Raw genomic sequence first — 25,768 nt, forward strand, 5'->3', positions numbered from 1 at the left:
GGTCTCTGACATGACTGCTGAACTTATTCTTGCCAGCCTTCAGCTCTCGACTCCCGAGATCATCCTGGCCGTCGGCGCGCTTGCGCTCTTGATGATCGGCGTGTTCTCCGGCGAGCGGTCGACCACGACGGTCACCGGTCTGGCGGTTGCGCTGCTGATCATCGCCGGCCTGTGGCTGGTGATGCGTGGCGGCGACGGCATGGCCTATGGCGGCGCCTTCGTCTCCGACCCGTTCGCCCGCTTCATGAAGGTGCTGATCCTGATCGGTTCGATCACGGCGATGGTGCTCACCGTCGGGCACGCCCGTTCGGACCGGATCGACCGTTTCGAGTTCCCGGTCCTGATCGTGCTGTCGACGGTCGGCATGATGCTGATGGCGTCGGCCAACAGCCTGATCGCCCTTTACCTTGCATTGGAACTGCAGTCGCTCGCGCTCTACGTGGTTGCTGCATTCAATCGTGATAGCGTCCGTTCCACGGAGGCAGGTCTGAAGTACTTCGTGCTCGGCTCGCTATCGTCGGGCATGATGCTCTACGGCATGTCGCTGGTCTACGGCTTCACGGGACAGATCGGCTATCAGGAAATCGCTGCCGCCCTTTCGGCCGAGGGCCGCTCGCTCGGACTTGTGTTCGGCCTGGTGTTCGTGCTGGCCGGCCTGGCATTCAAGATCTCCGCCGTGCCGTTCCACATGTGGACCCCGGACGTCTATGAAGGCGCACCGACGCCGGTGACCGCCTTCTTTGCGGCCGCCCCCAAGGTGGCGGCGATCACCATGCTGGTGCGCATCGTCATCGATGCTTTCGAACCAGTCGTCGCCGACTGGCAGCAGGTCATCGTCTTCATTTCGATCGCCTCGATGCTGCTCGGCTCGTTTGCGGCCATCGGGCAGCGCAACATCAAGCGCCTGATGGCCTACTCTTCAATCGGCCACATGGGCTACGCGCTCGTCGGGCTTGCGGCCGGGTCGATGGCCGGCGTGCGCGGCGTGGTGCTCTACATGCTGATCTACATGGTCATGACGCTCGGCACCTTCGCCTGCATCCTGGCGATGCGGCGCCGCGAGGGTGGCAATGTCGAAGGGGTTGACGACCTCGCCGGCCTGTCGACCACGAACCCGTTCATGGCGAGCGTGCTGACGGTGATGATGTTCTCGCTCGCCGGCATTCCGCCGCTGGCCGGGTTCTTCGCCAAGTACTTCGTGTTCATGGCGGCGATCGAGGCGCATCTCTATGCGCTTGCCATCATCGGCATGCTGTCCTCCGTCGTGGGCGCCTACTATTACCTGCGCATCGTCAAGGTCATGTGGTTCGACGCGGCGACTGACGAGTTCGCAAGGACCCCGGGCGAACTGAAGTTGGTGTTCGGCCTGTCCGGCCTGTTCATCACCGCCTATGTGCTTATCGGAGGACCGATCGGCGAAGCCGCCGAAGCGGCCGCGCGGACCTTCTTTTGACGGGCGGGGCGGGAACAGGCCGGCTGACGCTGGATGATTTCCGGCACGAGGCGCTGGTCGAAACCGTCTCCACGAACACGGAGTGTTTCGAGCGCGCCCGCAAGGGCGCGCTTTCCGGTCTGTGGGTCACGGCCGCGCGCCAGACCGGGGGCAGGGGACGACGCGGGCGCCCGTGGACGTCGGAGCCGGGAAATCTCTATGCGTCGCTGCTGCTGATCGATCCGGCGCCGGTCGAGCGGCTCGGTTCGCTTCCGCTGGCGGCCGCAGTCGCCGTGCAGGCCGCGATCGCCTCGGTCATGCCGCTCGCTTCGCCACCGGTCCTGATCAAGTGGCCGAACGACATCCTGATCGAACGCAAGAAGATCTGCGGCATCCTGGTGGAAAGCGAGATGCTGGCCGACGGGCGACAGGCGATCGTCATCGGCTGCGGCATCAACGTCGCCGTTGCGCCCGAGGGTGGCCTGTACCCGATCGGCAAGCTTTCCGACTACGGTTGCACGGTGGCCCCGGCCGAACTGTTCGCCCACCTATACCGGGAGATGGCGGACACGCTGCGGCTCTGGGACAGCGCCAACGGCATCGGCGAGATCATGGCCCGCTGGCGGAAGGTTGCCGGCGGGATCGGTGAAACCATAACGGTCAATCTGCCGACCCAATCAATTTCCGGGCGCTTTGCCGGAATTGATGATACTGGTCTGCTGAAACTCGTCAATGACGATGGCGGCGTGCGTCTCATCGCAGCCGGCGATGTATTTTTTGAGTAATCGGACTTTTCACAAGATGGCAAATCAAGAAGACCTGGTGTTCCTGCCGCTCGGCGGCGTCGGCGAGATCGGCATGAATCTCGCGCTCTACGGCTATGGCACACCGGGGAACCGCAAATGGATCATGGTCGACTGCGGCGTCACCTTTCCCGGCCCGGACCTGCCCGGCGTCGATCTCGTCCTGCCGGACATCCGCTTCCTTGCCGAGGAGCGCAGGAACCTCAAGGGCATCGTGATCACCCATGCGCATGAGGATCACTACGGCGCCCTGAACGATCTCTGGCCCGGGCTGAACGTGCCGGTCTACGCTTCGCCGTTCACCGCCGGCATGCTCGAGGCCAAGCGCGACTACGAGCGCAGCCGCACCGAAATTCCGGTGACGATCTTCAAGCAGGGTGATCGCATCAATCTCGGTCCGTTCGAGATCGAGGCGATCGGCATGAACCACTCCATTCCAGAGCCGATGGCGCTGGCGATCAAGACGCCGCTCGGAACGGTGGTCCACACCGGCGACTGGAAGATCGACCTTGATCCCTCGCTCGGCCCCCTGACCGACGAGCATCGCCTGCGCCAGCTTGGCGACGAGGGCGTGCTGGCGCTGGTCTGCGACAGCACGAACGCGCTGCGCGACGGCGTTTCGCCGTCCGAGGAGCAAGTCTCCGAGAGCCTGACGAAGATCATCCAGAGCTCCGAGGGCCGGGTGGGCATCACCACGTTCTCCTCGAATGTCGGCCGCATCCGGTCCGTGGCGAAGGCTGCCGAGGCCGCGGGTCGTGAGGTGCTCCTGCTCGGCAGTTCGATGAAACGCGTCGTCGCGGTGGCGCGGGACATCGGCTTGATGGAGGGCGTCAAGCCGTTCATCGACGAGGACGAGTTCAGCTACGTGCCGCGCGACAAGGTCGTGGTGATCTTGACCGGCAGCCAGGGCGAGCCGCGCGCGGCGCTCGCCAAGATCTCCCGTGACGAGATGCGCAACGTCACCTTCACCGCCGGTGACACGATCATCTTCTCCTCGCGCGCCATACCGGGCAACGAGAAGGGGATCAACGACATCAAGAACGGATTGATCGACCAGGGCATTCATGTCGTGACCGACGCCGAGGCGCTGGTGCATGTGTCCGGCCATCCGCGCCGCAGCGAGTTGCAGCAGATGTACGCCTGGACGCGCCCGCAAATGGTGGTGCCGGTGCATGGCGAGGCGGCGCACCTGGTCGCCCATGCCGAACTTGCCGAACAATCCGGCATCGCTACGGTGCCGCGCGTCCGCGACGGGCTGATGCTGCGCCTGGCGCCGGGGCCGGCGGAGGTGATCGACGAGGCGCCGTTCGGCCGCATCTACAAGGATGGCAACCTGATCGGTGACTACGACGAGATGGGCATCGGCGACCGCCGCAAGCTGTCCTTCGTCGGTCACGTCGCCGTCAATATCCTCCTGGACGCCCGTTACGATTTCCGCGGCGATCCCGACATCGTGCCGTATGGACTGCCGAAGTTCGACGATGAGGGCGAGGCCATGGACGATACGCTCTACGATGCCGTGCTGTCCGCAGTCGAAAGCATCCCGCGGGCGCGGCGCAAGGATCTGGAGACCGTCCGAGAGGCGGTGCGGCGCGCCGTCCGCGCGATGGCCAACGAGGTCTGGGGCAAGAAGCCGGTCGTTACGGTCTTCGTGACCAAGGCCTGATCGATCGGCGGGCGTCACGCGACAGGGCGCCCGCGGTCCGGCCGGCTTGGATTGAAAGGAACGTCAGGTGCTTGGACGCGTCAATCACATCGCCATCGCGGTCCCCGATCTTTCCGCCGCAACCGCCACCTACCGTGACGTCCTCGGCGCGAAAGTGACAGCGCCGCAGGCTCTGCCCGAACATGGTGTGACCGTGGTGTTCGTCGACCTTCCGAACACCAAGGTCGAGTTGCTGGAGCCGCTGGGCGATGCATCGCCGATCGCCGCATTCCTGGGGAAGAACCCGGGCGGCGGCATGCACCATATCTGCTACGAGGTGGCCGACATCACTGCCGCCCGCGACCGACTGGTCGCTGGTGGCGCCCGCGTCCTCGGCGACGGCAATCCGAAGATCGGAGCGCATGGAAAACCGGTCCTGTTCCTCCATCCGAAGGATTTTTATGGAACGCTGATCGAACTCGAGCAGGTGTGACAGCACGCCGCTCCGAACAGGTTTGAAACGCGCTCGTTGCAGCGGTAAGAGAAAACACAGGGCCGATGCGCGTTCCGCCGGAGGGCGAGGGCCGGCACCATCGGTCGCTCATTCGGCGCAGCGTTTTCAGGATCGGACCTATGCAGCTTTTCTCCTTAGCCGCCGTCTACTTCATCATCTGGTGGCTGTCGCTGTTTGTCGTACTTCCGTTCGGCCTGCGTACCCAGGCGGAGGAAAATGAGATCGTGCCGGGATCGGTGGAAAGTGCCCCGGCCCGGTTCCGGGCGGGCAGGGTGATGCTGGCGACCACGATCCTGGCGGCGATCATTCACGCCGGCTGGTATGTGCTGTCGGTCAAATACGGCTACGGCATCGATGCCCTGCCGCGGATGTACCCCAAGTTCGACTGAGCGGAGGGCGGTGCCGGCGCAAGCCGTCGTAACAGTGGAAAGCCGGCATGCGCATCTTTGCCGCAGGTTGCTGTCACGGAACTGTTACGAAAGCACCGTAGACGAGGCTACGGTTGTAGAGAGCAAAAAAAAACAAGGCAAAAAGCCTTGTTCTAGGTTTCGCGTGATCTTTGTCCGTTGCCGGTGGCAGCGTCTGCGCGCGCCAAAGATCTGATCCTCCCAAGACTTGACCGCGAAAATGGCAGGAATTGTGCTCCCTGCCTGTTTTGTGGGCCGAAGCTAGCCCAAAGGTTGAGCATTGTCATCTGATTTTTTGCATGATCATGACACTCAAGCGAATTTTCTCAATTCACCCCGTACCATGTTTTTACCTCTCATTTTTGCGGTTGAAGCCGGCTGCCGGCAGGCCACTGTTCGGTGAAAGCGGTGTGGTGCGGGTTTCCTTCCATCTGCGAAGCGTTTATGAACGCACCACAATCAACGCCATTTCGCCCCGATTCCCAGTTAGGCGAAACCTGTCTTTTGGAAACCGCCAATGCGCCTCTCCCGCTACTTCATGCCGATTCTGAAGGAAAATCCCAAGGAAGCGGAAATCGTCTCGCATCGCCTCATGCTGCGCACCGGGATGATCAAGCAGCAGTCCGCGGGTATCTATACATGGCTGCCGCTGGGCAAGCGCGTACTCGACAAGGTCAACGCTATCATCCGCGAGGAGCAGAACCGTTCCGGCGCGATCGAGCTCTTGATGCCGACGCTGCAGTCGGCCGAGCTCTGGCAGGAAAGCGGCCGCTACGATGCCTATGGCAAGGAGATGCTGCGCATCAAGGACCGCCAGGACCGGCCGATGCTCTACGGCCCGACCAACGAGGAGATGATCACCGACGTGTTCCGCTCCTACGTCAAGTCCTACAAGGATCTGCCGCTCAACCTCTACCATATCCAGCTGAAGTTCCGCGACGAGATCCGTCCGCGCTTTGGCACCATGCGCTCGCGCGAATTCCTGATGAAGGACGCCTACTCGTTCGACCTGACCCGCGAAGGCGCCGAGCACGCCTATAACCGGATGTTCGCCGCTTACCTGCGCACCTTCACGCGCCTGGGCCTGCGCGCCATCCCGATGCGCGCCGACACCGGTCCGATCGGCGGCAATCTCAGCCATGAGTTCATCATCCTCGCCGACACCGGTGAATCCGAAGTGTTCTGCCACAAGGAGTTCCTCGACTTCGACATTCCGGGCGAGGATACGAACTTCGACGACGTCGCCGGCCTGAAGGCGATCTTCGACAAGTGGACCTCGCGCTATGCCGCGACCTCCGAAATGCACGACGAGGCTGCGTTCAACGCTATCCCCGAAGCCGAGCGCGTTTCGGCCCGCGGCATCGAGGTCGGCCACATCTTCTATTTCGGGACCAAGTACTCCGAGGCGATGGGCGCCAAGGTTCAGGGGCCGGATGGCAAGGAGCACACCGTCCACATGGGCTCCTACGGCATCGGGCCGACGCGGCTCGTGCCGGCGATCATCGAAGCGTCGCACGACGAGAACGGGATCATCTGGCCGAGGTCCGTTGCGCCGTTCGAGGTCGTCGTCATCAACATGAAGGTTGGCGACGCGGCCTGCGACGCTGCATGCGAATCGCTCTACACTGCGCTTTCGAGGGCCGGTGTCGACGTGCTCCTCGATGACAAGGACGAACGGGCCGGCACGAAGTTCGCCACCGCCGACCTGATCGGTGCGCCGTTCCAGGTCATCGTCGGGCCGCGTTCGGTCGCCGCCGGCGAGGTCGAGGTGAAGGACCGCAAGACCGGCGAGCGCGAAACGCTCACCGTCGAGGCGGCGATCGCCCGGCTCACGGCGAGGGACTAAGCCGGGCGGACACGCGGCTGGAGACGGATCCGGAGGTATCATGGCGGACGGGACGGGCGAGAGCACTGTTATCAAGGCGAAAGCGGCGCCCGCAAGCCGGCCCTTCTCGGGCTTCGAGCGGATGGTGGCGTGGCGCTATCTTCGCTCCCGCCGCCGGGAGGCGTTCATCTCCGTCATTGCCGGCTTCTCCTTTATCGGCATCATGCTGGGTGTGGCGACGCTGATCATCGTCATGGCGGTGATGAACGGCTTCCGCACCGAACTGATTTCGCGCATCCTCGGCATCAACGGTCACATGATCGTGCAGCCGATCGACCGCCCGCTGGACGACTACGCCCAACTGGCCGACCGTTTCTCCAAGGTGCAGGGCGTCAAGCTGGCGATCCCGCTGGTCGAGGGGCAGACGCTGGCATCCGGCAAGGGTGGGGCCGGAACCGGCGCGCTGGTCCGCGGCATCCGCGCCGAGGACCTCGCGAAGCTGAAGACGGTGTCCGATCACATCAAGGCCGGCGACCTGGTCGGGTTTGCCTCCGGCGAGGGGCTGGCGATCGGTGCGCGCATGGCCGAGCAACTCGGCATAAACGCCGGTGACACGATCACGCTGGTCGCCCCGGAAGGCGACGTGACGCCGCTCGGCGTCAATCCGCGCGTCAAGACCTATACCGTTTCGGCGATCTTCGAGATCGGCATGTCGGAATACGACGCCTCGATCATCTATATGCCGCTCGAGGAGGCACAGCTCTACTTCAATGCGGAGGGGCTGGTGCAGTCGATCGAGCTGTTCGTCGACAATCCCGACGCGGTGGACGCGTTGCGGCAACCGATCGAGGCGGCGGCAGAGCGGCAGATCTATGTTACCGACTGGCGGCAGCGAAACCGCACGTTCTTCTCCGCCCTCGAGGTCGAGCGCAACGTGATGTTCATGATCCTTACGCTGATCGTGCTGGTCGCTGCGCTCAATATCATCTCCGGCCTGATCATGCTGGTGAAGGACAAGGGCAGCGACATCGCGATCCTGCGGACGATGGGGGCAACCTCGGGATCGATCATGCGGATCTTCTTCATGACGGGAGCGGCCATCGGTACGGTCGGCACGATTGCCGGCGTCATTCTCGGTGTGGTCGTGTGTATCAATGTGGAATCGATCCGACAGTTCTTCTCCTGGCTCTCGGGCCAGACGCTGTTCGACCCCGAGCTCTATTTCCTCAGCCAGCTGCCGGCCGACATGAACCTCGGCGAGACGGTGTCGATCGTCCTCATGGCGCTGACGCTGTCGTTCCTGGCAACGATCTTTCCGGCGTGGCGGGCTTCCAGGCTCGACCCCGTCCAGGCCCTGCGGTACGAATAGGAAACGACCGATGACTGCGCGCGTGGCTTTGCAGCTTTCCGGCGTCGAGCGCCATTACGGCCAGGGCGAAACGCTGCTGGCGATCCTCAAGGGCGCCGACTTCACCCTTCGAAGCGGTGAGATCGTGGCCCTTGTCGCGCCGTCCGGGACCGGCAAGTCGACGCTGCTGCATGTCGCCGGCCTGCTGGAGCGGCCGGACGCCGGCGAAGTGGTCATCAACGGGCAGTCCTGCGCGCACCTGAACGACGAGCAGCGAACCGCCATTCGCCGCAACGAGATCGGCTTCGTCTATCAGTTCCACCATCTCCTGCCGGAGTTCTCGGCGCTCGAGAACATCATGATGCCGCAGTTGATCGCCGGCCTGCCGAAGGCGGAGGCCCGCGTCCGGGCGGCGCAACTGCTGGATTACATGCGCATCGGCCCGCGGGCCGAGCATCGGCCGTCGGAGCTTTCCGGCGGCGAGCAGCAGCGCGTCGCCATTGCCCGCGCCGTCGCCAACGCGCCCCTGGTTCTTCTTGCCGACGAGCCGACCGGCAACCTCGACCCGGAGACGGCGGGCTATGTGTTCGAGGCGCTGCAGGCGCTGGTGCGCCAGTCCGGACTCGCAGCCCTGATCGCCACCCACAATCACGATCTCGCCGCGCTGATGGATCGCCGTGTGACGATCGAGGACGGAAAGGTGCGCGAACTCGGCTGAGCGTGATCAGATACTTTGCACTGGGCGGCCGATCGTGCGCCTGGGTCGGCGCCTATGACAACGTCACCGTGATGCAAGGCCGCACGCCTTTCGGCCGATTTCATCGTCCCACCCCTCGAATGCAATCTGCACCGCCGGCACCGCGATCGGCTTGCCATTCGCCATGCCCTTGCCGGTGAGAACGTTGAGGTCGCAATCGGTGCTGTTGCCGGGGGCGAGCGTGTCGCGGGACGCATAGCGGTAGCCGGCGACGACGAACTGCGCATTGCGCCAGGCGAGGGTGAGGTTCTGGCTCCAGCGATCCCGTCCCACGGCACTGTTCTGCGAGGTCAACTGGATGGATCCGTTCGGCAAGGCCGCGACAGCCGGTTCCTGGCCGAACATGGCGAGGCTCCCCCACAATTTGTTCGGGGCCGCAACCTTCGGCTTCAGGCGCGATTCGTTCGGGTCGGCGAGATAGATATAGACGCCGTTATCTTCATCCTCGCCTTCGCCCGGCGCGGCGATCACCACAAGATCCGTTCTGCCGTCCCTGTTCCAGTCTCCGGTCGCAGCGGCGACGATCCGATCGGCAGGGAAATCCATCGCCATCGCGCCCGAGGGCAGCATCGTGGCGATCGAAAAGAGCAGCGCAGCCTTCATGGGACGGGTTCCTGCTGTAAGGTTGCGTGAGGATAGGCAATTCGCCCAAGGTGGTCCAGAGCACCGTCGCGGCCCCCTGGGCGCCAAGGGTAGAACCATGCTTGACGAGAGAACAAAAATAGAACAAAATAAAAACATAACCGGAAAGGAGCCCACAATGACTGAATTCATGCGTGATCTTGCTGCTTTTGCCTCCATCACGATGTTCGTTGCCAGCCTTTCGGTGCTCGCTCTCGGCATGTAGCTGGCAGGTGCCACACGGCCGCCCCGAGTAGTGTCAGCCGGCGGGGATAACGGTGACGCGGCGCACGTCCGGCTGGACTTTCGGCCGAAGAATCCGCTTATCCTTTCCGCTCCTGAAGCGAGGTGGCGAGACATGGCGGACACGGCAGTGGCGACGGCGAACGGGGGATCGGAGAAGGACGTCGGGTTCGTGCACCTGCGCGTCCATTCGGCCTATTCGCTGCTCGAAGGTGCGCTGCCGATCAAGAAGATTCTCGGCAAGGCCGTTTCCGACAGCCAGCCGGCGATCGCCATCACGGATACGAACAACCTCTTCGCGGCGCTCGAATTCTCCCAGAAGGCGGTCGGAGAGGGCATTCAGCCGCTGATCGGCTGCCAGCTTTCGATCGACATGGAGGACGAGGGCGAGGGGGAGCGTCGCACGGCTTCCCAGGTGCCGGCCAAGCGGCCCTCGATCGTGCTGCTCGCCGCGACGGATGCTGGCTATGTGCGCCTCGTGGACCTGGTCAGCCGTGCCTATCTGGAGGGCGAGGGAAGCGGGCACTCCGTCCATGTGCTGCGCTCGTGGCTCGAGGAGGGCACCGACGGCCTGATTGCGCTGACGGGAGCTTCGACCGGTCCCGTCGACATGGCCGTCGCCGCCGGGCAGCAGGCGGTGGCCGAGGCCCGACTTCTGGACCTGAAGCGGCTGTTCGGTGACCGCCTCTATCTCGAACTGCAGCGCCACGCCAAATACGACCGCCGGCACGAGCGGCGGATGGTGGACCTCGCCTATGCCCACGATGTGCCGCTCGTTGCAACGAACGAGCCCTTTTTCCCGGCGCCGGACGACTACGAGGCCCATGATGCGCTGATGGCGGTGGCGCACAACGCCATGGTGTCGGACGACAGCCGCTTCCGCCTGACGCCGGACCATTATCTGAAGAGCCGTGCGGCCATGCTGGCGCTGTTTGCCGACTTGCCTGAAGCGCTCGACAATACGGTGGAGATTGCCCGGCGCTGCTCCTTCGTGTTGAAGACGCGCGCGCCGATCCTGCCGCGCTTCACCGGCGCGACCGCTGATCCTGAGGAAGCAGAAAGGGCTGAGGCCGGCGAGCTCCGTCGCCAGGCCGTGGAGGGGCTGGAGCGGCGGATGGCCTTGCTCGGACTATCGCCGGGCTACAGCGAGCAGGATTATCGCGAGCGGCTGGACTTCGAGCTCGGCGTCATCGAGCGGATGAAGTTCCCGGGCTACTTCCTGATCGTTGCCGACTTCATCAAGTGGGCCAAGCAGCAGGACATTCCGGTCGGCCCGGGCCGCGGCTCCGGGGCGGGTTCGCTTGTTGCCTATGCACTGACGATCACCGACGTGGATCCCTTGCGCTTTTCGCTGCTGTTCGAGCGCTTTCTCAATCCGGAACGCGTCTCGATGCCGGACTTCGACATCGACTTCTGCCAGGACCGCCGCGAGGAGGTGATCCGTTACGTGCAGCGCAAGTACGGGCGCGAGCAGGTAGCGCAGATCATCACCTTTGGATCGTTGCAGGCCCGCGCGGCGCTCCGCGACGTCGGCCGCGTCCTGGAAATGCCCTATGGCCAGGTCGACAAGATCTGCAAGCTCGTGCCGAACAACCCCGCCAACCCGACGCCGCTGTCGAAGGCGATCGAGGAGGAGCCGAAGCTGCGCGAGGAGGCGGAAAACGAGCCCGTCGTTGCCCGCCTCCTCGATATCGCCCAGAAGATCGAGGGGCTTTATCGCCATGCCTCGACGCACGCCGCCGGCATCGTCATCGGTGATCGGCCGCTGTCGAAGCTGGTGCCGATGTACCGCGATCCGCGCTCCGACATGCCGGTCACCCAATTCAACATGAAGTGGGTGGAGCAGGCCGGGCTGGTGAAATTCGACTTCCTCGGCCTGAAGACACTGACGGTCCTGAAGACGGCGGTGGATTTCATCCGCAAGCGCGGGATCGAGGTCCAGCTCGAAAGCCTGCCGCTCGACGACGAATTGACCTATGCGATGCTCTCGCGCGGCGAGACGGTCGGCGTGTTCCAGGTGGAAAGTGCCGGCATGCGCAAGGCGCTGATCGGCATGCGCCCCGACTGCATCGAGGACATCATCGCGCTGGTCGCCCTCTATCGGCCGGGCCCGATGGAGAACATCCCGGTCTATAACGCCCGCAAGCACGGCGAGGAGGAGATCGAGTCGATCCATCCGATGATCGACCACCTCCTGAAGGAAACGCAGGGCGTCATCGTCTATCAGGAACAGGTGATGCAGATCGCCCAGGTGCTGTCGGGCTATTCGCTCGGCGAAGCGGACCTTTTGCGCCGCGCCATGGGCAAGAAGATCAAGGAGGAGATGGACAAGCAGCGCGCCCGCTTCGTCGACGGCGCGGTGAAGAACGGCGTCTCCAAGCCGCAGTCGGACCTGATCTTCGACCTGCTCGCCAAGTTTGCCAACTACGGCTTCAACAAGTCGCACGCGGCGGCCTACGCGATCGTCTCCTACCAGACCGCCTACCTGAAGGCGCATTTCCCGGTCGAGTTCCTCGCCGCGTCGATGACCTACGACATGGCGAACTCCGACAAGCTGAACGACTTCCGCCAGGATGCCGCCCGCCTCGGCATCACCGTCGTGCCCCCGTCCATTCAGACGTCCTATGCCCATTTCGAGACGGGCGAGAACCACATCTACTATGCGCTTGCCGCCATCAAGGGCGTCGGTGAGGGAGCGGTGCAGCACATCGTCGAGGTCCGCGGCGACCGGCCGTTCGAGAGCCTTGAGGATTTCTGCCTGCGTATCGACCCGAAGCAGGTCAATCGCCGGGTTTTCGAAAGCCTGATCTGCGCCGGCGCCTTCGACTGCTTCGGCCACGACCGCGCCGCCCTGATCGCCGGCCTCGACCGGCTGCTCGGCTATGCCCAGCGCGCCCAGGAAAACAAGACCAGCGGCCAGAGCGACATGTTCGGGGCAGGGGCAGCCACCGGGCCGGAGGTGATTTCCTTCCCCTCCTATGCGCCGTGGTTGGCCTCGGAGAAGCTGCACCGCGAGTTCCAGGTGCTCGGCTTCTATCTCTCCGCCCACCCGCTCGACACCTACAATGCGATGCTCGCCAAGATGCGCGTGCAGAACTTTGCCGATTTCGCCGTTGCGGTGAAGCAGGGCGCGACCGCCGGGCGGCTCGCGGGAACCGTGACGTCGAAGCAGGAGCGCAAGACCCGTACCGGCAACAAGATGGGGATCGTCGCGTTCTCGGATGCGTCCGGCCAGTTCGAGGCGGTGCTGTTTTCAGAAATGCTGCAGCAGTACCGCGACCTGCTGGAACCCGGCAAGTCGCTGGTGATGACGGTGCAGGCCGAGGAGCGGCCGGAGGGGATCGGGCTGCGGATCCAGACGTTGCGCTCGCTCGAGGAGGAAGCGCTGCAGCAGCAGAAGGCGCTGCGCGTCTTCGTCCGTGATTCCGGCCCGCTGCGCTCGATTGCCGCCCACCTCAACGCCAAGGGCGACGGGCTGGTCTCGTTCATCGTCATCAAGGACAACGGCCAGCGCGAGATCGAGGTGGAACTGAGCGAACGCTACCGGATCTCGCCGGAAATCGCTGCCGCCTTGCGCTCGGCTCCGGGCGTGATCGACGTGGAAGTGGTCTGATGAACGTGGCGCGGACGCCTCGCGGCCGGACGGTTCCGCGAGGCGCGCAACTGCAGCCCGACCAAGGCGGATCTGGTAAATGCGGATGGCGCAGTACGCGCATAGCGCTTCAACGCGACTTTCGCCGCTTATCTTAACCCTCTCCTTTCCTCTTCTCCTTGGGCGGAGAAAAGGCACGGGGAGCGCCAAGAGTACAGTATGATCCGGGGGGGGGGCTTCGTGCGCTTGGGAGGGGCGGATGAAGGGGTAGGAAAGGGTGGCCTAAACCGGGAGCCGCGCGCCATTTGCTAGAATGTCTAGCGATGTCTCTCGAAGCCGCTATTCGGTCTCGGGAGACATGCAGGACTGCCTGCGGCCGGAGGCGGGGCCTCTCACACGGCCATCGCCACTGCGATCTCCGCTGCCAGCCGGGCATTGTTCTCGACGAGGGCGATGTTTGTCGCAAGGCTGCGTCCGTCGGTCAGCCGGAATATCGTATTCAGCAGATAAGGGGTCACCTCCTTGCCGGTGATCTCGTCGCGCTCGGCATTGTCCAGCGCGCGTTCGATGTAGATTTCCATCTCGCGGCGGGGAATTTCGTTTTCTGCCGGAACCGGATTGGCGACGAGCATGCCGCCGTCGATCCCGAGCCGTTCGCGCACGGCCTGGAAGTTGGCGATGGCCGCCGGGCTGTTCAGCATCAGCGGGCTCGGCAGGCCCGAATCGCGCGACCAGAAGGCTGGGAAGTTCGGGCTGTCATAGGTGACGACGGGAACGCCGCGCGTCTCCAGCACTTCAAGCGTCTTCGGAATGTCGAGGATCGCCTTGGCGCCGGCACAGACCACGATGACGGCGGTACGCGCCAGTTCCTCGAGGTCGGCGGAAATGTCGAATGTTTCCTCGGCCTTGCGGTGGACACCGCCGATGCCGCCTGTAGCGAACACGCGAATGCCGGCCAGGGCGGCGCCGATCATCGTTGCCGCAACCGTGGTCGCGCCCGTCCGGCGCTCGGCGATTGCGAAGGCCAGATCGGCGCGCGATACTTTCATCGCCCCTTCCGTCTGGGCGAGCGCTTCCAGTTCGGCATCGTCAAGACCGATATGCAGCACGCCGTCGATCACCGCGATCGTTGCCGGCACCGCGCCTTCCTCGCGGATGATCCGCTCGACGCTGCGCGCCATCTCCAGATTGCCGGGATAAGGCATTCCGTGGGTGATGATGGTGGATTCGAGTGCGACGAGCGGGGCGCCGCGCGCCTTTGCTGCCGTAACCTCGTCGGAATAGGCGATGGGCAGGAGCGGGGAGGCGGATCTCGTCATCGTCGGGTCCTCGGATTTGTTTGCTTTTAGGATGGGCCGTGCTTCGACGTCCGTCAAATCGGCCTCATGCCAGCATTTCTGCTTTAGGCACAAGAGCCATGACGCGCGCCAGAAGCGCCGGCTCCAACTCTTCTGCCACCGCCAACGGCGATCGCACCGCGATGAGGGCGGCAGCTACGCCCTGACGAAGTGCCGTCGCGAGCGTCTGGCCGTCCAGGCGGGCCGAGATGAAGCCGGACGCCAGCGCGTCGCCGGCCCCGGTCACGTCGCCAAGCACCTCGAGCCGCGGCGGCGCCAGCATGGCAGCGCCGGTCGCGTCGAAGGCTATCGCCGCCTCACCCCCGCGCGTCACGACCGCCGAGGCAAGGCCGGCGCGACGCAACAGGTCCGGCCATTGCCGCGGGTCGTCGGGCCGCGCCTGCGTCAGCACCCTCGCCTCCGCCTCGTTCATGAACAGGCAGGCGAGCGAGGGCAGGGCATCTTCGAAGCGTGTCACCTTGGCGGGCGAAATCGCGATCCCCGAAAGCGGCTTCCCGGCCGCGCGGGCGGCATCGGCGATCGCGGTAACCGTTTCGGCCGGCAGGTTCGCGTCGGTCAGGAGCGCATCGGCGCGAGCAATGGCGTCGCGGACGGCCCGCTGCTGCAGGCGGCGGGGCGAAAACAGCCGGTACAGCTCCATGTCGGCAAGCGCGATCACCAGGTTTCCGTCGCCTTCGATGATCGCCGTGTAGCTCGGCGTCGTCCGGTCGAGGAAGATGAAGGGCGTGTCCTCGATCCCGGCGGCTTCGGCCGCAGCCGCGACGATCTCGCCGTCGCTGTCGCCACCGCGTGGGGCGATGAGACGCACCGAATAGCCGAGCCGGGCGAGATTGCGGGCCGCGTTGAAGGCGCCGCCGCCGGCCTCGACGAACCAGGTGCCGGGATTGCTGGCGCCGGGCGCGGTCTCGCCATGGATGCGGCCGCGGCGGTCGACATGGGCGCCCCCGAGCACGAGGATGCTGCTGGCGGTCATCTACTATCCTTCCCGATCATCCGATTCGTGCCGTCTTTCCGCTCGCGCCGCTCGGCGCCGGGATGTTACAATGCTTGGGCAAACGAGAGAAACGAAAGCAGAACGCGGCCGCGAAAATCGAAATCGATCAATTGCATGGTGTGCTGTTGCCAAATGAGAACAAAAAGGGTACAAAACTTCCATCGGCGGCTTCATTGCCTGTCTGGCACCAATAACCTAAAGGTGGAGCAAATGGCACAAAACACATTGCGGCTCGTAGAGGACAAATCGGTGGACAAAAGCAAGGCACTCGAAGCGGCACTTTCTCAGATCGAGAGGTCCTTCGGCAAGGGCTCGATCATGAAGCTCGGCGCGAAGGACAGTGTCGTCGAGATCGAAACCATTCCGACCGGCTCGCTCGGTCTCGACATTGCGCTCGGGATCGGCGGTTTGCCGAAGGGACGAATCATCGAGATCTACGGGCCGGAAAGCTCGGGCAAGACGACGCTGGCGCTGCAGACGATCGCCGAGGCGCAGAAGAAGGGCGGCATCTGCGGCTTCGTCGATGCCGAGCACGCGCTCGATCCCGTCTATGCCCGCAAGCTCGGCGTCGACCTTGAGAACCTTTTGATATCGCAGCCGGACAACGGTGAGCAGGCGCTGGAGATCACCGATGCGCTGGTGCGCTCCGGTGCGATCGACGTGCTGGTGATCGACTCGGTCGCAGCGCTCACGCCGCGCGCCGAAATCGAGGGCGAGATGGGCGACAGCCTGCCGGGCCTGCAGGCCCGCCTGATGAGCCAGGCGCTGCGCAAGCTGACGGCTTCGATCTCGCGCTCGAACACCATGGTCATCTTCATCAACCAGATCCGCATGAAGATCGGCGTCATGTTCGGCTCGCCGGAAACGACGACCGGCGGCAATGCGCTGAAGTTCTATGCCTCGGTCCGCCTCGACATCCGCCGCATCGGCGCGGTCAAGGAGCGCGACGAGGTCATCGGCAACCAGACCAAGATCAAGGTCGTCAAGAACAAGATGGCGCCGCCCTTCAAGGAGGTCGAGTTCGACATCATGTATGGCGAGGGTGTCTCCAAGACCGGCGAACTGATCGATCTCGGCGTCAAGGCCGGCATCGTCGAGAAGTCGGGCTCCTGGTTCTCCTACAACAGCCAGCGTCTCGGACAGGGACGCGAGAATGCAAAGCAGTTCCTGCGCGACAATCCCGATGCCGCTCGCGAGATCGAGATGGCGCTCCGCCAGAATGCCGGCCTGATCGCCGACAAGTTGCTCGACGGCAAGCCCGAGCCTGACGACGGCGACAACCTCGCCGAGATGTAAGCGCTGCTGCGCTACGATGACCGGGACGACGAACCGGCCCTCGCCTTGCGGGGCCGGTTTTCCTGTCTGGACAGGGGAAGGGGCGGACGATAAAAGCCTTCAGTTTTCGGATAATCCCGGGGCGGTCGGCGGATGGTGCTGCAGGCTGCCCAAGGCCGCGCGAGGACGAAGTGGACCTGGCCCGCATCCGCACCGGGCACGCAACGTCCGTTCGCCGGACGGCCGTTCGGAACAGGCTTGCTCCGTGCGCCCTCCTCCGCGCCGGTGCGGTTGAGAATTGATGAGGCAGGGGCGTGGCCCCGGAGCCCTAAGGAATGAAGGACCCAATATGAGCGGCGTGAATGAGATCCGGTCGGCCTTTCTCGACTATTTCCGCAGGAACGGACACGAAGTCGTGCCGTCCAGCCCGCTGGTGCCGCGCAACGATCCGACCCTGATGTTCACAAATGCCGGCATGGTGCAGTTCAAGAACGTCTTCACCGGCCTGGAGCAGCGTCCCTATTCGACGGCGACGACGGCGCAGAAGTGCGTCCGCGCCGGCGGCAAGCATAACGACCTCGACAATGTCGGCTACACCGCGCGCCATCACACCTTCTTCGAGATGCTCGGCAACTTCTCGTTCGGCGATTACTTCAAGGATCGCGCCATCGAGCTCGCCTGGGGGCTGATCACCAAGGAGTTCGGGATCGACAAGGACCGCCTGCTCGTCACCGTCTATCATACCGACGACCAGGCCTTCGACCTGTGGAAGAAGATCGCCGGCCTGCCTGACAGCCGCATCATCCGCATTCCGACCAGCGACAACTTCTGGGCCATGGGCGATACCGGCCCCTGCGGGCCGTGCTCGGAGATCTTCTACGATCACGGCGATCATATCTGGGGCGGCCCGCCCGGCTCGCCGGAAGAGGACGGCGACCGCTTCATCGAGATCTGGAACCTCGTCTTCATGCAGTTCGAGCAGGTGACGAAGGAGCAGCGCATCGACCTTCCGCGCCCGTCGATCGACACCGGCATGGGGCTGGAGCGCATCGCAGCGCTGCTGCAGGGCAAGCACGACAACTATGACATCGACCTCTTCCGGGCGCTGATCGAGGCGTCGGTCGAGGCGACGGGTGTCGCCGCCGACAACCCTGAGCACCGCGCCAGCCATCGCGTCATCGCCGACCATCTGCGCTCGTCCGCCTTCCTGATTGCCGACGGCGTGCTGCCGTCGAACGAGGGGCGCGGCTACGTGCTGCGCCGCATCATGCGCCGCGCCATGCGCCATGCGCAGTTGCTTGGCGCGCGTGAGCCGTTGATGTGGAAGCTGCTGCCGTCGCTGGTGCAGCAGATGGGGCGTGCCTATCCGGAACTGGTGCGCGCCGAGGCGCTGATCTCCGAGACGCTGAAGCTTGAGGAAACCAGGTTCCGCAAGACCCTCGAGCGCGGCCTGTCGCTCCTTTCGGACGCCTCCGCCGACCTCGACAAGGGCGACATTCTCGACGGCGAGACGGCGTTCAAGCTTTACGACACCTACGGCTTCCCGCTTGACCTGACCCAGGATGCGCTGCGCAACCGCGGCATCGGCGTCGATCTGTCCGGCTTCAGCGATGCGATGGAGCGCCAGAAGGCCGAGGCCCGCAAGAGCTGGGCCGGTTCCGGCGACACGGCGGCTGAAACCATCTGGTTCGAGCTGCGTGAAAAGCACGGCGCCACCGATTTCCTCGGCTACGACACCGAAAGCGCGGAAGGCGTCGTGCAGGCGATCGTGCGCGACGGTGCTGCCGTCGAGGCGGCATCTGCCGGCGAAAGGGTCCAGATCGTGCTGAACCAGACGCCGTTCTACGGCGAGTCCGGCGGCCAGATGGGCGACACCGGCGTCATCAGCACCGATCATGCCCGCCTGTCGGTCTCCGACACCCAGAAGAAGGCCGACGGCCTGTTCGTGCACAGCGCCGTCGTCGAGGCGGGAACGATCAAGGTCGGCGACGCCGTGGCGCTGGACGTCGATCACGCGCGCCGGGCACGGCTGCGCTCGAACCATTCCGCCACGCATCTTCTGCACGAGGCGCTGCGCGAGGTGCTCGGCACCCACGTCACCCAGAAGGGCTCGCTGGTTGCCCCCGAGCGGCTGCGCTTCGACGTCTCTCACCCGAAGCCGATGACGGCGGATGAGTTGAAGGTCGTCGAGGAGATGGCGAACGAGATCATCGTGCAGAATACGCCGGTGACGACGCGCCTGATGAGCGTGGACGACGCGATTGCCGAGGGCGCCATGGCGCTCTTCGGCGAAAAGTATGGCGACGAGGTACGCGTCGTGTCGATGGGCACGGGCATTCGCGGCGGCAAGGCCGGAAAGCCCTATTCGGTCGAACTGTGCGGCGGCACCCATGTGAGGGCGACCGGCGAGATCGGCCTGGTGCGCATCGTTGGCGAGAGTGCCGTTGCCGCCGGGGTCCGACGCCTCGAGGCGCTCACCGGCGAGGCGGCGCGCGCCTATCTCGCCGAGCAGGACGAACGGGTCAAGTCGATCGCCGCCAGCCTCAAGGTGCAGCCGGCCGAGGTCCAGTCGCGCGTCGAGGCGCTCCTTGACGAGCGCCGCAAGCTGGAGCGCGAGCTGACGGAAGCCAAGAAGAAGCTCGCCCTTGGCGGCGGTGGCGGAAACGGAGCGGATGCGGTCCGCGAGATCGCCGGCGTGAAATTCCTCGGCAAGATCGTGACCGGCGTCGAGCCGAAGGACCTCAAGGGACTGGCTGACGAGGGCAAGAAGGGCCTCGGTTCCGGCGTCGTCGCCTTTGTCGGAGTGTCGGCCGACGACAAGGCAAGCGCTGTCGTGGCGGTCACCGATGACCTCACCGGCCGTTTCAGCGCCGTCGATCTCGTGCGTGTCGCCTCGGCCGCGCTCGGCGGCAAGGGCGGCGGCGGACGCCCGGATATGGCCCAGGCCGGCGGTCCGGACGGGCAGCGCGCCGGCGAGGCAATCGAGCAGGTCGCCGCGGCGATCGCCGGCTGAGTTCGGAAAAGCCTCCACGATCGGTGGGACGCGCGGCGGGCTATCCCGCCGTGTGTCCGACACGTCGTTCTCCTGGCTCCCGAGGTGCGCAGCAGCGTCTCCGGGCGACTTGCCTCGGGGCATCACGTACGTTCCAGATCGACTCACGTGGGGCGGGGTCCCGATTAAGGCCGGGGTGATTCCGAACGTCGCGCTGTTGCCACCCGGCTGCGTAATTATCTGGCTTTTTCTTTTGCGAAGTATTCAACCTTCGGTGCTAGGTCTAGCGCGCCGAGGGAGTTGATTCTTTGCTTGAAGTTCTCATCAGCGTTCCGACCCTGCTGATCTGCACGCTGCTGTCGACACTGGTCGTGGCTGTGTTCCTGACGCAGTACTGGTTGACAGAGCGGGGCCCCGCCGCGGCACGCTTCTGGTGCATTGCCATGTGGATCGGAACTGCGTCGAGTGCGCTGCTGGCGACGCGTGAGACGATCGCCCCGGAGCTTTCGATAGGGCTCGGAAATTTCCTTGCCGCTCTTGCATATTCGTTGACCTGGGCCGGTTTTCGCGCCTTCGAGGATCGGCACGTCTCCCGGATTGCCCTCGCAGCAGGTCCGGCGGCCTGGAGCCTCGCCTATCTGTTCTCGGATACGTTCGCGGCCGACATGAGCCTGCGGGTCATCCTGATGTCTTTGGTGGTCTCGGGTTATTCGCTCGGCATTGCGACAGAGTTGCTCAGCGGCCGCAGGCGCGAGGCGCTGCCGTCACGGCGCATCATCGCGGTGCTGCTTGCGAGCCATGGAGTGATCTATCTGCTGCGCATCCCGTTTGCACTGGTTGCGCCCGTCACCGACGGGGCCGCGCCCTCGGTATCGCCCTGGTTTGCCATATTCGCCCTCGAGATCTTCCTGCACACGCTGATCGTTGCGGTCGCCATGCTGGTGCTCATCAAGGAGCGCAGCGAGTTCGTCTTCCGTTACGCCGCGCGCTCGGACGCCCTGACCGGGATACTCAACCGCGGGGCCTTTATGGACGACGTCAGCGCGCGCCTCTTGCGTCGCCCCGACAGCGGCGTGCTGATGCTGTTCGACCTGGACCATTTCAAGTCGATAAACGACACCTACGGGCACATGGCCGGGGACCAGGTGCTGCGGCGCTTCACCTCGGCAGTGAGCGCGCTGATCGATGACGACATGATTTTCGGCCGGTTCGGCGGCGAGGAGTTCGCCGTGTTTGCGCCGGCGCTCGATCTGGAGCATGGGCTTGCCGTCGCAGATCGAATCAGGCGGGATGTTGCCCGGCTGTCAATCGGTCACTTTGGCGAGACCATCTCGATCACGATAAGCGCCGGGATCGCCTCCGTCGTCCTGTCCGGCGGCGATCTCGACCGGATGGTCGCAGCCGCCGATCATGCGCTCTATCGCGCCAAGGCCGAGGGGCGCGACCGGGTGAACCTGGCCGGACCGGCCGAAAGCCTGATGCAGGTCGCCGGCCGGATGCGCGGCCCGGAGCCCGGCCACGCCGAGGCAGGGGCCGTCCTGTAAAGCGTTCCGGCGCCCGGCGCCAAGCCCGGCCTTTTTTCGATGGGCCGCTTTTCGCCGCAAGCCGGCAAAAAAAGACCCGGCGCGAGGCCGGGTCCCAGGTGATCATAAAGCTGTGCCGGCCGCTCAGGCCGCCATCGCCTTCTGCAGGTTCTCGTCGATCTTGTCGAGGAAGCCGGTGGTGGAGAGCCACGGCTGGTCGGGACCGATCAGCAGCGCGAGGTCCTTCGTCATGAAGCCCGCTTCGACGGTGTCGACGCAGACCTTCTCCAGCGTCGAGGCGAACTTCGCCAGTTCGGCATTGTCGTCGAGCTTGGCGCGATGGGCGAGACCGCGGGTCCAGGCGAAGATCGAGGCGATCGAGTTGGTCGAGGTCTCCTCGCCCTTCTGATGCTGGCGATAGTGGCGGGTGACGGTACCGTGCGCGGCCTCGGCCTCGACCGTCTTGCCGTCCGGCGTCATCAGTACGGAGGTCATGAGGCCGAGTGAGCCGAAGCCTTGTGCGACGATATCGGACTGCACGTCGCCATCATAGTTCTTGCAGGCCCAGACATAGCCACCGGACCACTTCAGCGCCGAGGCGACCATGTCGTCGATCAGGCGGTGTTCGTACCAGAGCTTCGCTTCCTTGAACTTGTCGGCGAATTCTGCGTCGAAGACCTCCTGGAAGATGTCCTTGAAGCGGCCGTCATAGACCTTGAGGATGGTATTCTTGGTCGAAAGGTAGACCGGAACATTGCGCTGCAGGCCGTAGTTGAAGGAGGCGCGGGCGAACTCGGTGATCGAGTCGTCGAGGTTGTACATGCCCATGGCGACGCCTGCGGACGGTGCGTCGAAGACGTCGTACTCGATCTCCTTGCCGTCCTCGCCGACGAACTTCATCGTCAGCTTGCCCTTGCCGGGGAACTTGAAGTCGGTGGCGCGGTACTGGTCGCCAAAGGCGTGGCGGCCGACGATGATCGGCTTGGTCCAGCCCGGAACGAGGCGCGGCACGTTCTTGCAAATGATCGGCTCGCGGAAGATGACGCCGCCGAGAATGTTGCGGATCGTGCCGTTGGGCGACTTCCACATCTTCTTCAGCTTGAATTCCTCGACACGGGCTTCGTCCGGCGTGATCGTCGCGCACTTGACGCCGACGCCGTACTGCTTGATCGCGTTGGCCGCATCGATCGTCACCTGGTCGTCGGTGGCGTCGCGGTTCTCCATCCCGAGATCGAAATATTTCAGGTCGATGTCCAGGTACGGATGGATCAGCTTGTCCTTGATGAACTGCCAGATGATGCGGGTCATCTCGTCGCCGTCGAGTTCGACGACCGGATTGGCGACCTTGATCTTTTTCATGGAGTAACCTCGTAGCCTAGAGGGGTGGAATGCCCCGTTTCGTAAAGGAGGGATTGCTGCGGCTATACCACCGCGGCGCGGCAAGGCAAAGCCGACCATCGGCGTAGACGCTTTATTTTCGGCAGCCGTCGCCTATGCTGGAGGCATCGAATCGCCTGCATTCGCGCGCGCTGTTTTAGGCGCGCTAGTCGGGCGCAAAGTGCGTCTGGTCCGGGTGGCGGGAGGCGCCGGTCCACATGCGATCCTCGGGAGAGCTTCATGATACGTTCCAGCCTTGCCGCCGCATTCGTCATCCTGCCCACGCTCGCATCCGCATCAGATGCGACGGCGCCGGTGCGCGAGATCATGGCGGTGGTGACGCAGAACTGGGCCGACGTGGAAGACGGCGACGACAACCCGCCCGACTATGTCGACTACTTCGATGCCCGGTTCCTGGAGCGGCTCTACAGCAGGGACTTCGTTGCCAAATATCGGGAGGCGGCCCGGTATCCTGCCTATGACGACGGCGGATCGCCGTTCGATTACGATGTCATCGCCATGGGGCAGGATGGCTGTCCGATCAACGATCTCAAGATCGAACCGGCGCCACCAGTGGACGGCGTGACCACCGTCAGGACGACGTTCGACAACACCCATTGTTTCGGAGAGCGGGCACCGGACTGGAAGCCGGCGGAAGTCGATTTCGCGGTGATCGAGGAAAATGGCAAGGCGGTCATCGACGATATACTCCGCCCGCAGGATGGCGATCCCGGCTCGCTGAAGGCGGAAATGGAGGAAATCGCCAAAATGGGCGCGAATCCCCCGGCTGCGGCCGACTCCGGTTCCGAATGATCCGGCCGGAAATCCGAACCGGCTTTCTTTTCTTTTGACGCCGGATATGGCAGGGACCGATGCACCGACCGGAGGCGCGCAGGCGACGATCGTGCCTGGGTCGGTTTGGCAGCACGGCGGTTGAGCGAATGGCGGGTACGAACAGCGAACGACAACTGATAGCGGAAGGCCCGGCGATCATTCTGGTCCATCCGCAGCTCGGCGAGAACATCGGCATGGTGGCGCGCGCCATGGCCAATTTCGGCCTCGCCGAACTGCGCCTCGTCAATCCCCGCGACGGTTGGCCGAGCGAAAAGGCAATCTCGGCGGCAAGCAGGGCAGACCATGTGATCGCGGCAGCGCGGGTCTTCCCGTCGCTGGAGGAGGCCATCGCCGACCTCAATTTCGTCTATGCGACGACCGCGCGCGATCGCTACGGTTACAAGGAGGTCCGCTCGCCGGCTGTGGCTGCCAACGATCTTCGCACGCGGTTCCGGGCAGGCCAGGCAACCGGTATCCTTTTCGGCCGCGAGCGGACCGGGCTGACCAACGAGGAGATCGCGCTCGCCGACGAACTCGTCACCTTTCCCGTCAACCCCGCCTTTGCCTCGCTGAACCTCGCCCAGGCCGTGCTGCTGATGAGCTACGAATGGCTGAAGACCGGCATGACTTCGGTAGAGGAGACGGCCTTCTCCGCCCTGCCTCAACGTCCGGCGGAGAAGCACGAGTTGCAGGGCTTGTTCGACCATGTGGAAGAAGCGCTCGATGCGCGCGGCTACTTCCGCCCCGCAGCCAAAAAGCCGAAACTGATCGAAAACCTGCGCGCAGCCCTAACCCGTCCATCCTTCACCGGCTCGGAAATCCAGGTCTTGCGCGGCATCGTCTCCTGTCTCGACCGTTTCACCCGCGAGACGCCGCGCGGTGCCGGCGCGCCTGCGCCGAACCGCACCCGGAACAGAAGACCGAAGGTCCCACGTGGCGACGAGTGATTCCAGGCCGGTCCTGATATTCGACAGTGGCATCGGCGGCCTGACGGTGTTGCGCGAGGCACGCGTGCTGATGCCGGAGCGCCACTTCATCTATGTCGCCGACGACGCCGGCTTTCCCTACGGCGGTTGGGAGGAAGCGGCCCTGAAGGAACGGGTGATCACCCTCTTCGACCGACTGCTCGCCCATCACGACCCCGAGGTCTGCGTCATCGGCTGCAACACCGCCTTCACGCTCGTCGGCGCCGACCTGAGGGCGGCGTTTCCGGGCATGCGCTTCGTCGGGACGGTGCCGGCGATCAAGCCGGCGGCAGAACGAACCCGCTCAGGCCTGGTTTCCGTGCTGGCAACGCCGGGCACCGTGAAGCGTGCCTATACCCGGGATCTCATCCAGTCCTTCGCCACCCGGTGCGACGTCCATCTCGTCGGCTCGGAGAATCTGGCCCGAATGGCGGAGGCCTATATTCGCGGCGAGACGCTGTCGGACGATGCGGTGCAGGCGGAAATCGGCCGATGCTTCATCGAGAAGGATGGCCGCAAGACGGACATCGTCGTGCTTGCCTGCACGCATTACCCCTTCATGGCGAACCTGTTCCGCCGGCTGGCGCCATGGCCGGTCGACTGGCTCGACCCCGCCGAAGCGATCGCCCGGCAGACCCGCCGGCTGGTGCCGCCGCTGCAGGTGCTGGCGCCCGGCGAGGACATCGCGATCTTCACCTCGGGAAATCCGGACTTCGCGACACGGCGGCTGATGCAAGGCTTTGGCTTGCAGGTGAACCGGAGTGTTGATCCGATCCGTCTGCGCCGTCTGGCAGCAGTCGACATGGCCGCCGCGGCGCAGGTGCATCGCGCGTCGTTCGACCAGCGCTTGCCGCACCTCACCGGGCTGCACAGCCCGGAGGAGGATCTGCGATACTGGCGCGAGCATTTGTTCAACGAATGCGAGATCCACGGCGCCTTCGACGGCGACAATCTCGTGGGCGTGGTTGCCTTCAATCAGGGACTGGTCGAGCAACTCTATGTTGCCCCCTCGATGCAGGGCAGGGGGATCGGCACGCGCCTGCTGGAAATCGCGATGGCCCGCTTTTCGGAATTGTCGCTCTGGACCTTTCAATGCAATGCCGTTGCGCGGCGCTTTTATGAAAAGCATGGCTTTGTGGCTGTTAAAGAGACCGACGGCTCCCGCAACGAGGAGCGGGAACCCGACATGCGCTATCGGTGGGCCAGGGCCGGGGCGAAGGGGGCCGCACCAGCCTAGGTCTTTGGGACCAAGTCGCATGCCAG

The 25,768-nt window shown here is 64.3% G+C and carries 20 protein-coding genes and 1 pseudogene; 17 read left to right on the forward strand and 4 right to left on the reverse strand.

Going from position 1 to position 25,768, the window contains the following annotated elements; all coding sequences use genetic code 11:
* The first annotated feature begins 10 nt into the window (after window positions 1–10).
* From nuoN to C7449_RS19950, 8 genes are all read left to right on the forward strand, one after another.
* The gene (nuoN, locus tag C7449_RS19915; RefSeq protein ID WP_108004657.1) at window positions 11–1,453 is read left to right on the forward strand and encodes an NADH-quinone oxidoreductase subunit NuoN; all 1,443 of its coding nucleotides are present in this window, start codon (window positions 11–13) and stop codon (window positions 1,451–1,453) included.
* Entirely contained in the window at window positions 1,450–2,217 is a 768-nt protein-coding gene (locus C7449_RS19920) for a biotin--[acetyl-CoA-carboxylase] ligase (RefSeq protein WP_108004658.1), read from the forward strand. Before nuoN ends, C7449_RS19920 begins: the two co-directional genes overlap by 4 nt.
* 16 nt (window positions 2,218–2,233) lie before the next feature.
* Complete coding sequence (locus C7449_RS19925; RefSeq protein WP_108004659.1) at window positions 2,234–3,901, forward strand: ribonuclease J; 1,668 nt, start codon at window positions 2,234–2,236, stop codon at window positions 3,899–3,901.
* Window positions 3,902–3,968: 67 nt separating this feature from the next.
* On the forward strand, window positions 3,969–4,373 hold the full coding sequence (mce, locus tag C7449_RS19930) for a methylmalonyl-CoA epimerase (protein WP_108004660.1): 405 nt from the start codon (window positions 3,969–3,971) through the stop codon (window positions 4,371–4,373).
* Window positions 4,374–4,513: 140 nt separating this feature from the next.
* On the forward strand, window positions 4,514–4,783 hold the full coding sequence (locus C7449_RS19935) for a DUF1467 family protein (protein WP_108004732.1): 270 nt from the start codon (window positions 4,514–4,516) through the stop codon (window positions 4,781–4,783).
* 535 nt (window positions 4,784–5,318) lie between these two features.
* The gene (proS, locus tag C7449_RS19940; RefSeq protein ID WP_108004661.1) at window positions 5,319–6,647 is read left to right on the forward strand and encodes a proline--tRNA ligase; all 1,329 of its coding nucleotides are present in this window, start codon (window positions 5,319–5,321) and stop codon (window positions 6,645–6,647) included.
* A gap of 40 nt (window positions 6,648–6,687) precedes the next feature.
* The gene (locus tag C7449_RS19945) at window positions 6,688–7,995 is read left to right on the forward strand and encodes a lipoprotein-releasing ABC transporter permease subunit (RefSeq protein ID WP_108004662.1); all 1,308 of its coding nucleotides are present in this window, start codon (window positions 6,688–6,690) and stop codon (window positions 7,993–7,995) included.
* A gap of 10 nt (window positions 7,996–8,005) precedes the next feature.
* Entirely contained in the window at window positions 8,006–8,692 is a 687-nt protein-coding gene (locus C7449_RS19950) for an ABC transporter ATP-binding protein (protein ID WP_108004663.1), read from the forward strand.
* Window positions 8,693–8,755: 63 nt separating this feature from the next.
* On the opposite strand, the gene C7449_RS19955 is transcribed toward C7449_RS19950, so the two are convergent.
* Window positions 8,756–9,334, reverse strand: coding sequence for an FG-GAP repeat protein (locus tag C7449_RS19955; protein ID WP_108004664.1), 579 nt, complete (start codon window positions 9,332–9,334; stop codon window positions 8,756–8,758).
* A gap of 97 nt (window positions 9,335–9,431) precedes the next feature.
* On the opposite strand from C7449_RS19955, the gene C7449_RS21865 reads away from it, so the two are divergent.
* Window positions 9,432–9,578 (forward strand): hypothetical protein, encoded by a 147-nt coding sequence (locus tag C7449_RS21865; RefSeq protein WP_170115961.1) that lies wholly within the window; start codon window positions 9,432–9,434, stop codon window positions 9,576–9,578.
* A gap of 132 nt (window positions 9,579–9,710) precedes the next feature.
* Window positions 9,711–13,208, forward strand: coding sequence for a DNA polymerase III subunit alpha (gene dnaE, locus C7449_RS19960; protein WP_108004665.1), 3,498 nt, complete (start codon window positions 9,711–9,713; stop codon window positions 13,206–13,208).
* Window positions 13,209–13,579: 371 nt separating this feature from the next.
* On the opposite strand, the gene C7449_RS19965 is transcribed toward dnaE, so the two are convergent.
* Window positions 13,580–14,506 (reverse strand): pseudouridine-5'-phosphate glycosidase, encoded by a 927-nt coding sequence (locus C7449_RS19965; protein WP_108004666.1) that lies wholly within the window; start codon window positions 14,504–14,506, stop codon window positions 13,580–13,582.
* 64 nt (window positions 14,507–14,570) lie between these two features.
* Window positions 14,571–15,518, reverse strand: coding sequence for a carbohydrate kinase family protein (locus C7449_RS19970; RefSeq protein WP_108004667.1), 948 nt, complete (start codon window positions 15,516–15,518; stop codon window positions 14,571–14,573).
* A 231-nt stretch (window positions 15,519–15,749) separates the two neighbouring features.
* On the opposite strand from C7449_RS19970, the gene recA reads away from it, so the two are divergent.
* The 3 genes from recA (at window position 15,750) to C7449_RS19985 (ending at window position 21,350) form a co-directional block, all read left to right on the forward strand.
* Complete coding sequence (gene recA, locus C7449_RS19975) at window positions 15,750–16,835, forward strand: recombinase RecA (protein WP_108004668.1); 1,086 nt, start codon at window positions 15,750–15,752, stop codon at window positions 16,833–16,835.
* Window positions 16,836–17,163: 328 nt separating this feature from the next.
* Window positions 17,164–19,827 carry an alanine--tRNA ligase gene (alaS, locus tag C7449_RS19980; protein ID WP_108004669.1) on the forward strand — a complete coding sequence of 888 codons (2,664 nt, stop codon included), beginning with the start codon at window positions 17,164–17,166 and terminating at the stop codon, window positions 19,825–19,827.
* Window positions 19,828–20,114: 287 nt separating this feature from the next.
* Window positions 20,115–21,350 carry a GGDEF domain-containing protein gene (locus tag C7449_RS19985; protein WP_108004670.1) on the forward strand — a complete coding sequence of 412 codons (1,236 nt, stop codon included), beginning with the start codon at window positions 20,115–20,117 and terminating at the stop codon, window positions 21,348–21,350.
* Window positions 21,351–21,473: 123 nt separating this feature from the next.
* On the opposite strand, the gene C7449_RS19990 is transcribed toward C7449_RS19985, so the two are convergent.
* Window positions 21,474–22,688 (reverse strand): NADP-dependent isocitrate dehydrogenase, encoded by a 1,215-nt coding sequence (locus C7449_RS19990; protein WP_108004671.1) that lies wholly within the window; start codon window positions 22,686–22,688, stop codon window positions 21,474–21,476.
* Window positions 22,689–22,946: 258 nt separating this feature from the next.
* Between C7449_RS19990 and C7449_RS19995 the strand changes: the two genes are divergently transcribed.
* The 4 genes and pseudogenes from C7449_RS19995 to C7449_RS22225 all read left to right on the forward strand — a co-directional run bounded on the left by C7449_RS19995 (window position 22,947) and on the right by C7449_RS22225 (window position 25,742).
* The gene (locus C7449_RS19995; protein ID WP_108004672.1) at window positions 22,947–23,519 is read left to right on the forward strand and encodes a hypothetical protein; all 573 of its coding nucleotides are present in this window, start codon (window positions 22,947–22,949) and stop codon (window positions 23,517–23,519) included.
* Window positions 23,520–23,647: 128 nt separating this feature from the next.
* Complete coding sequence (locus C7449_RS20000) at window positions 23,648–24,487, forward strand: RNA methyltransferase (RefSeq protein ID WP_108004673.1); 840 nt, start codon at window positions 23,648–23,650, stop codon at window positions 24,485–24,487.
* Window positions 24,474–25,259: pseudogene (murI, locus tag C7449_RS22220) on the forward strand (glutamate racemase); the annotation flags it as partial. The gene C7449_RS20000 and the pseudogene murI, both read left to right, overlap by 14 nt.
* Before the next feature lie 48 nt (window positions 25,260–25,307).
* The gene (locus C7449_RS22225) at window positions 25,308–25,742 is read left to right on the forward strand and encodes a GNAT family N-acetyltransferase (protein ID WP_245414464.1); all 435 of its coding nucleotides are present in this window, start codon (window positions 25,308–25,310) and stop codon (window positions 25,740–25,742) included.
* Window positions 25,743–25,768 lie beyond the last annotated feature (26 nt).

The sequence above is a fragment of the Mycoplana dimorpha genome (assembly GCF_003046475.1).
In the GTDB taxonomy this organism is placed as follows: domain Bacteria; phylum Pseudomonadota; class Alphaproteobacteria; order Rhizobiales; family Rhizobiaceae; genus Mycoplana; species Mycoplana dimorpha.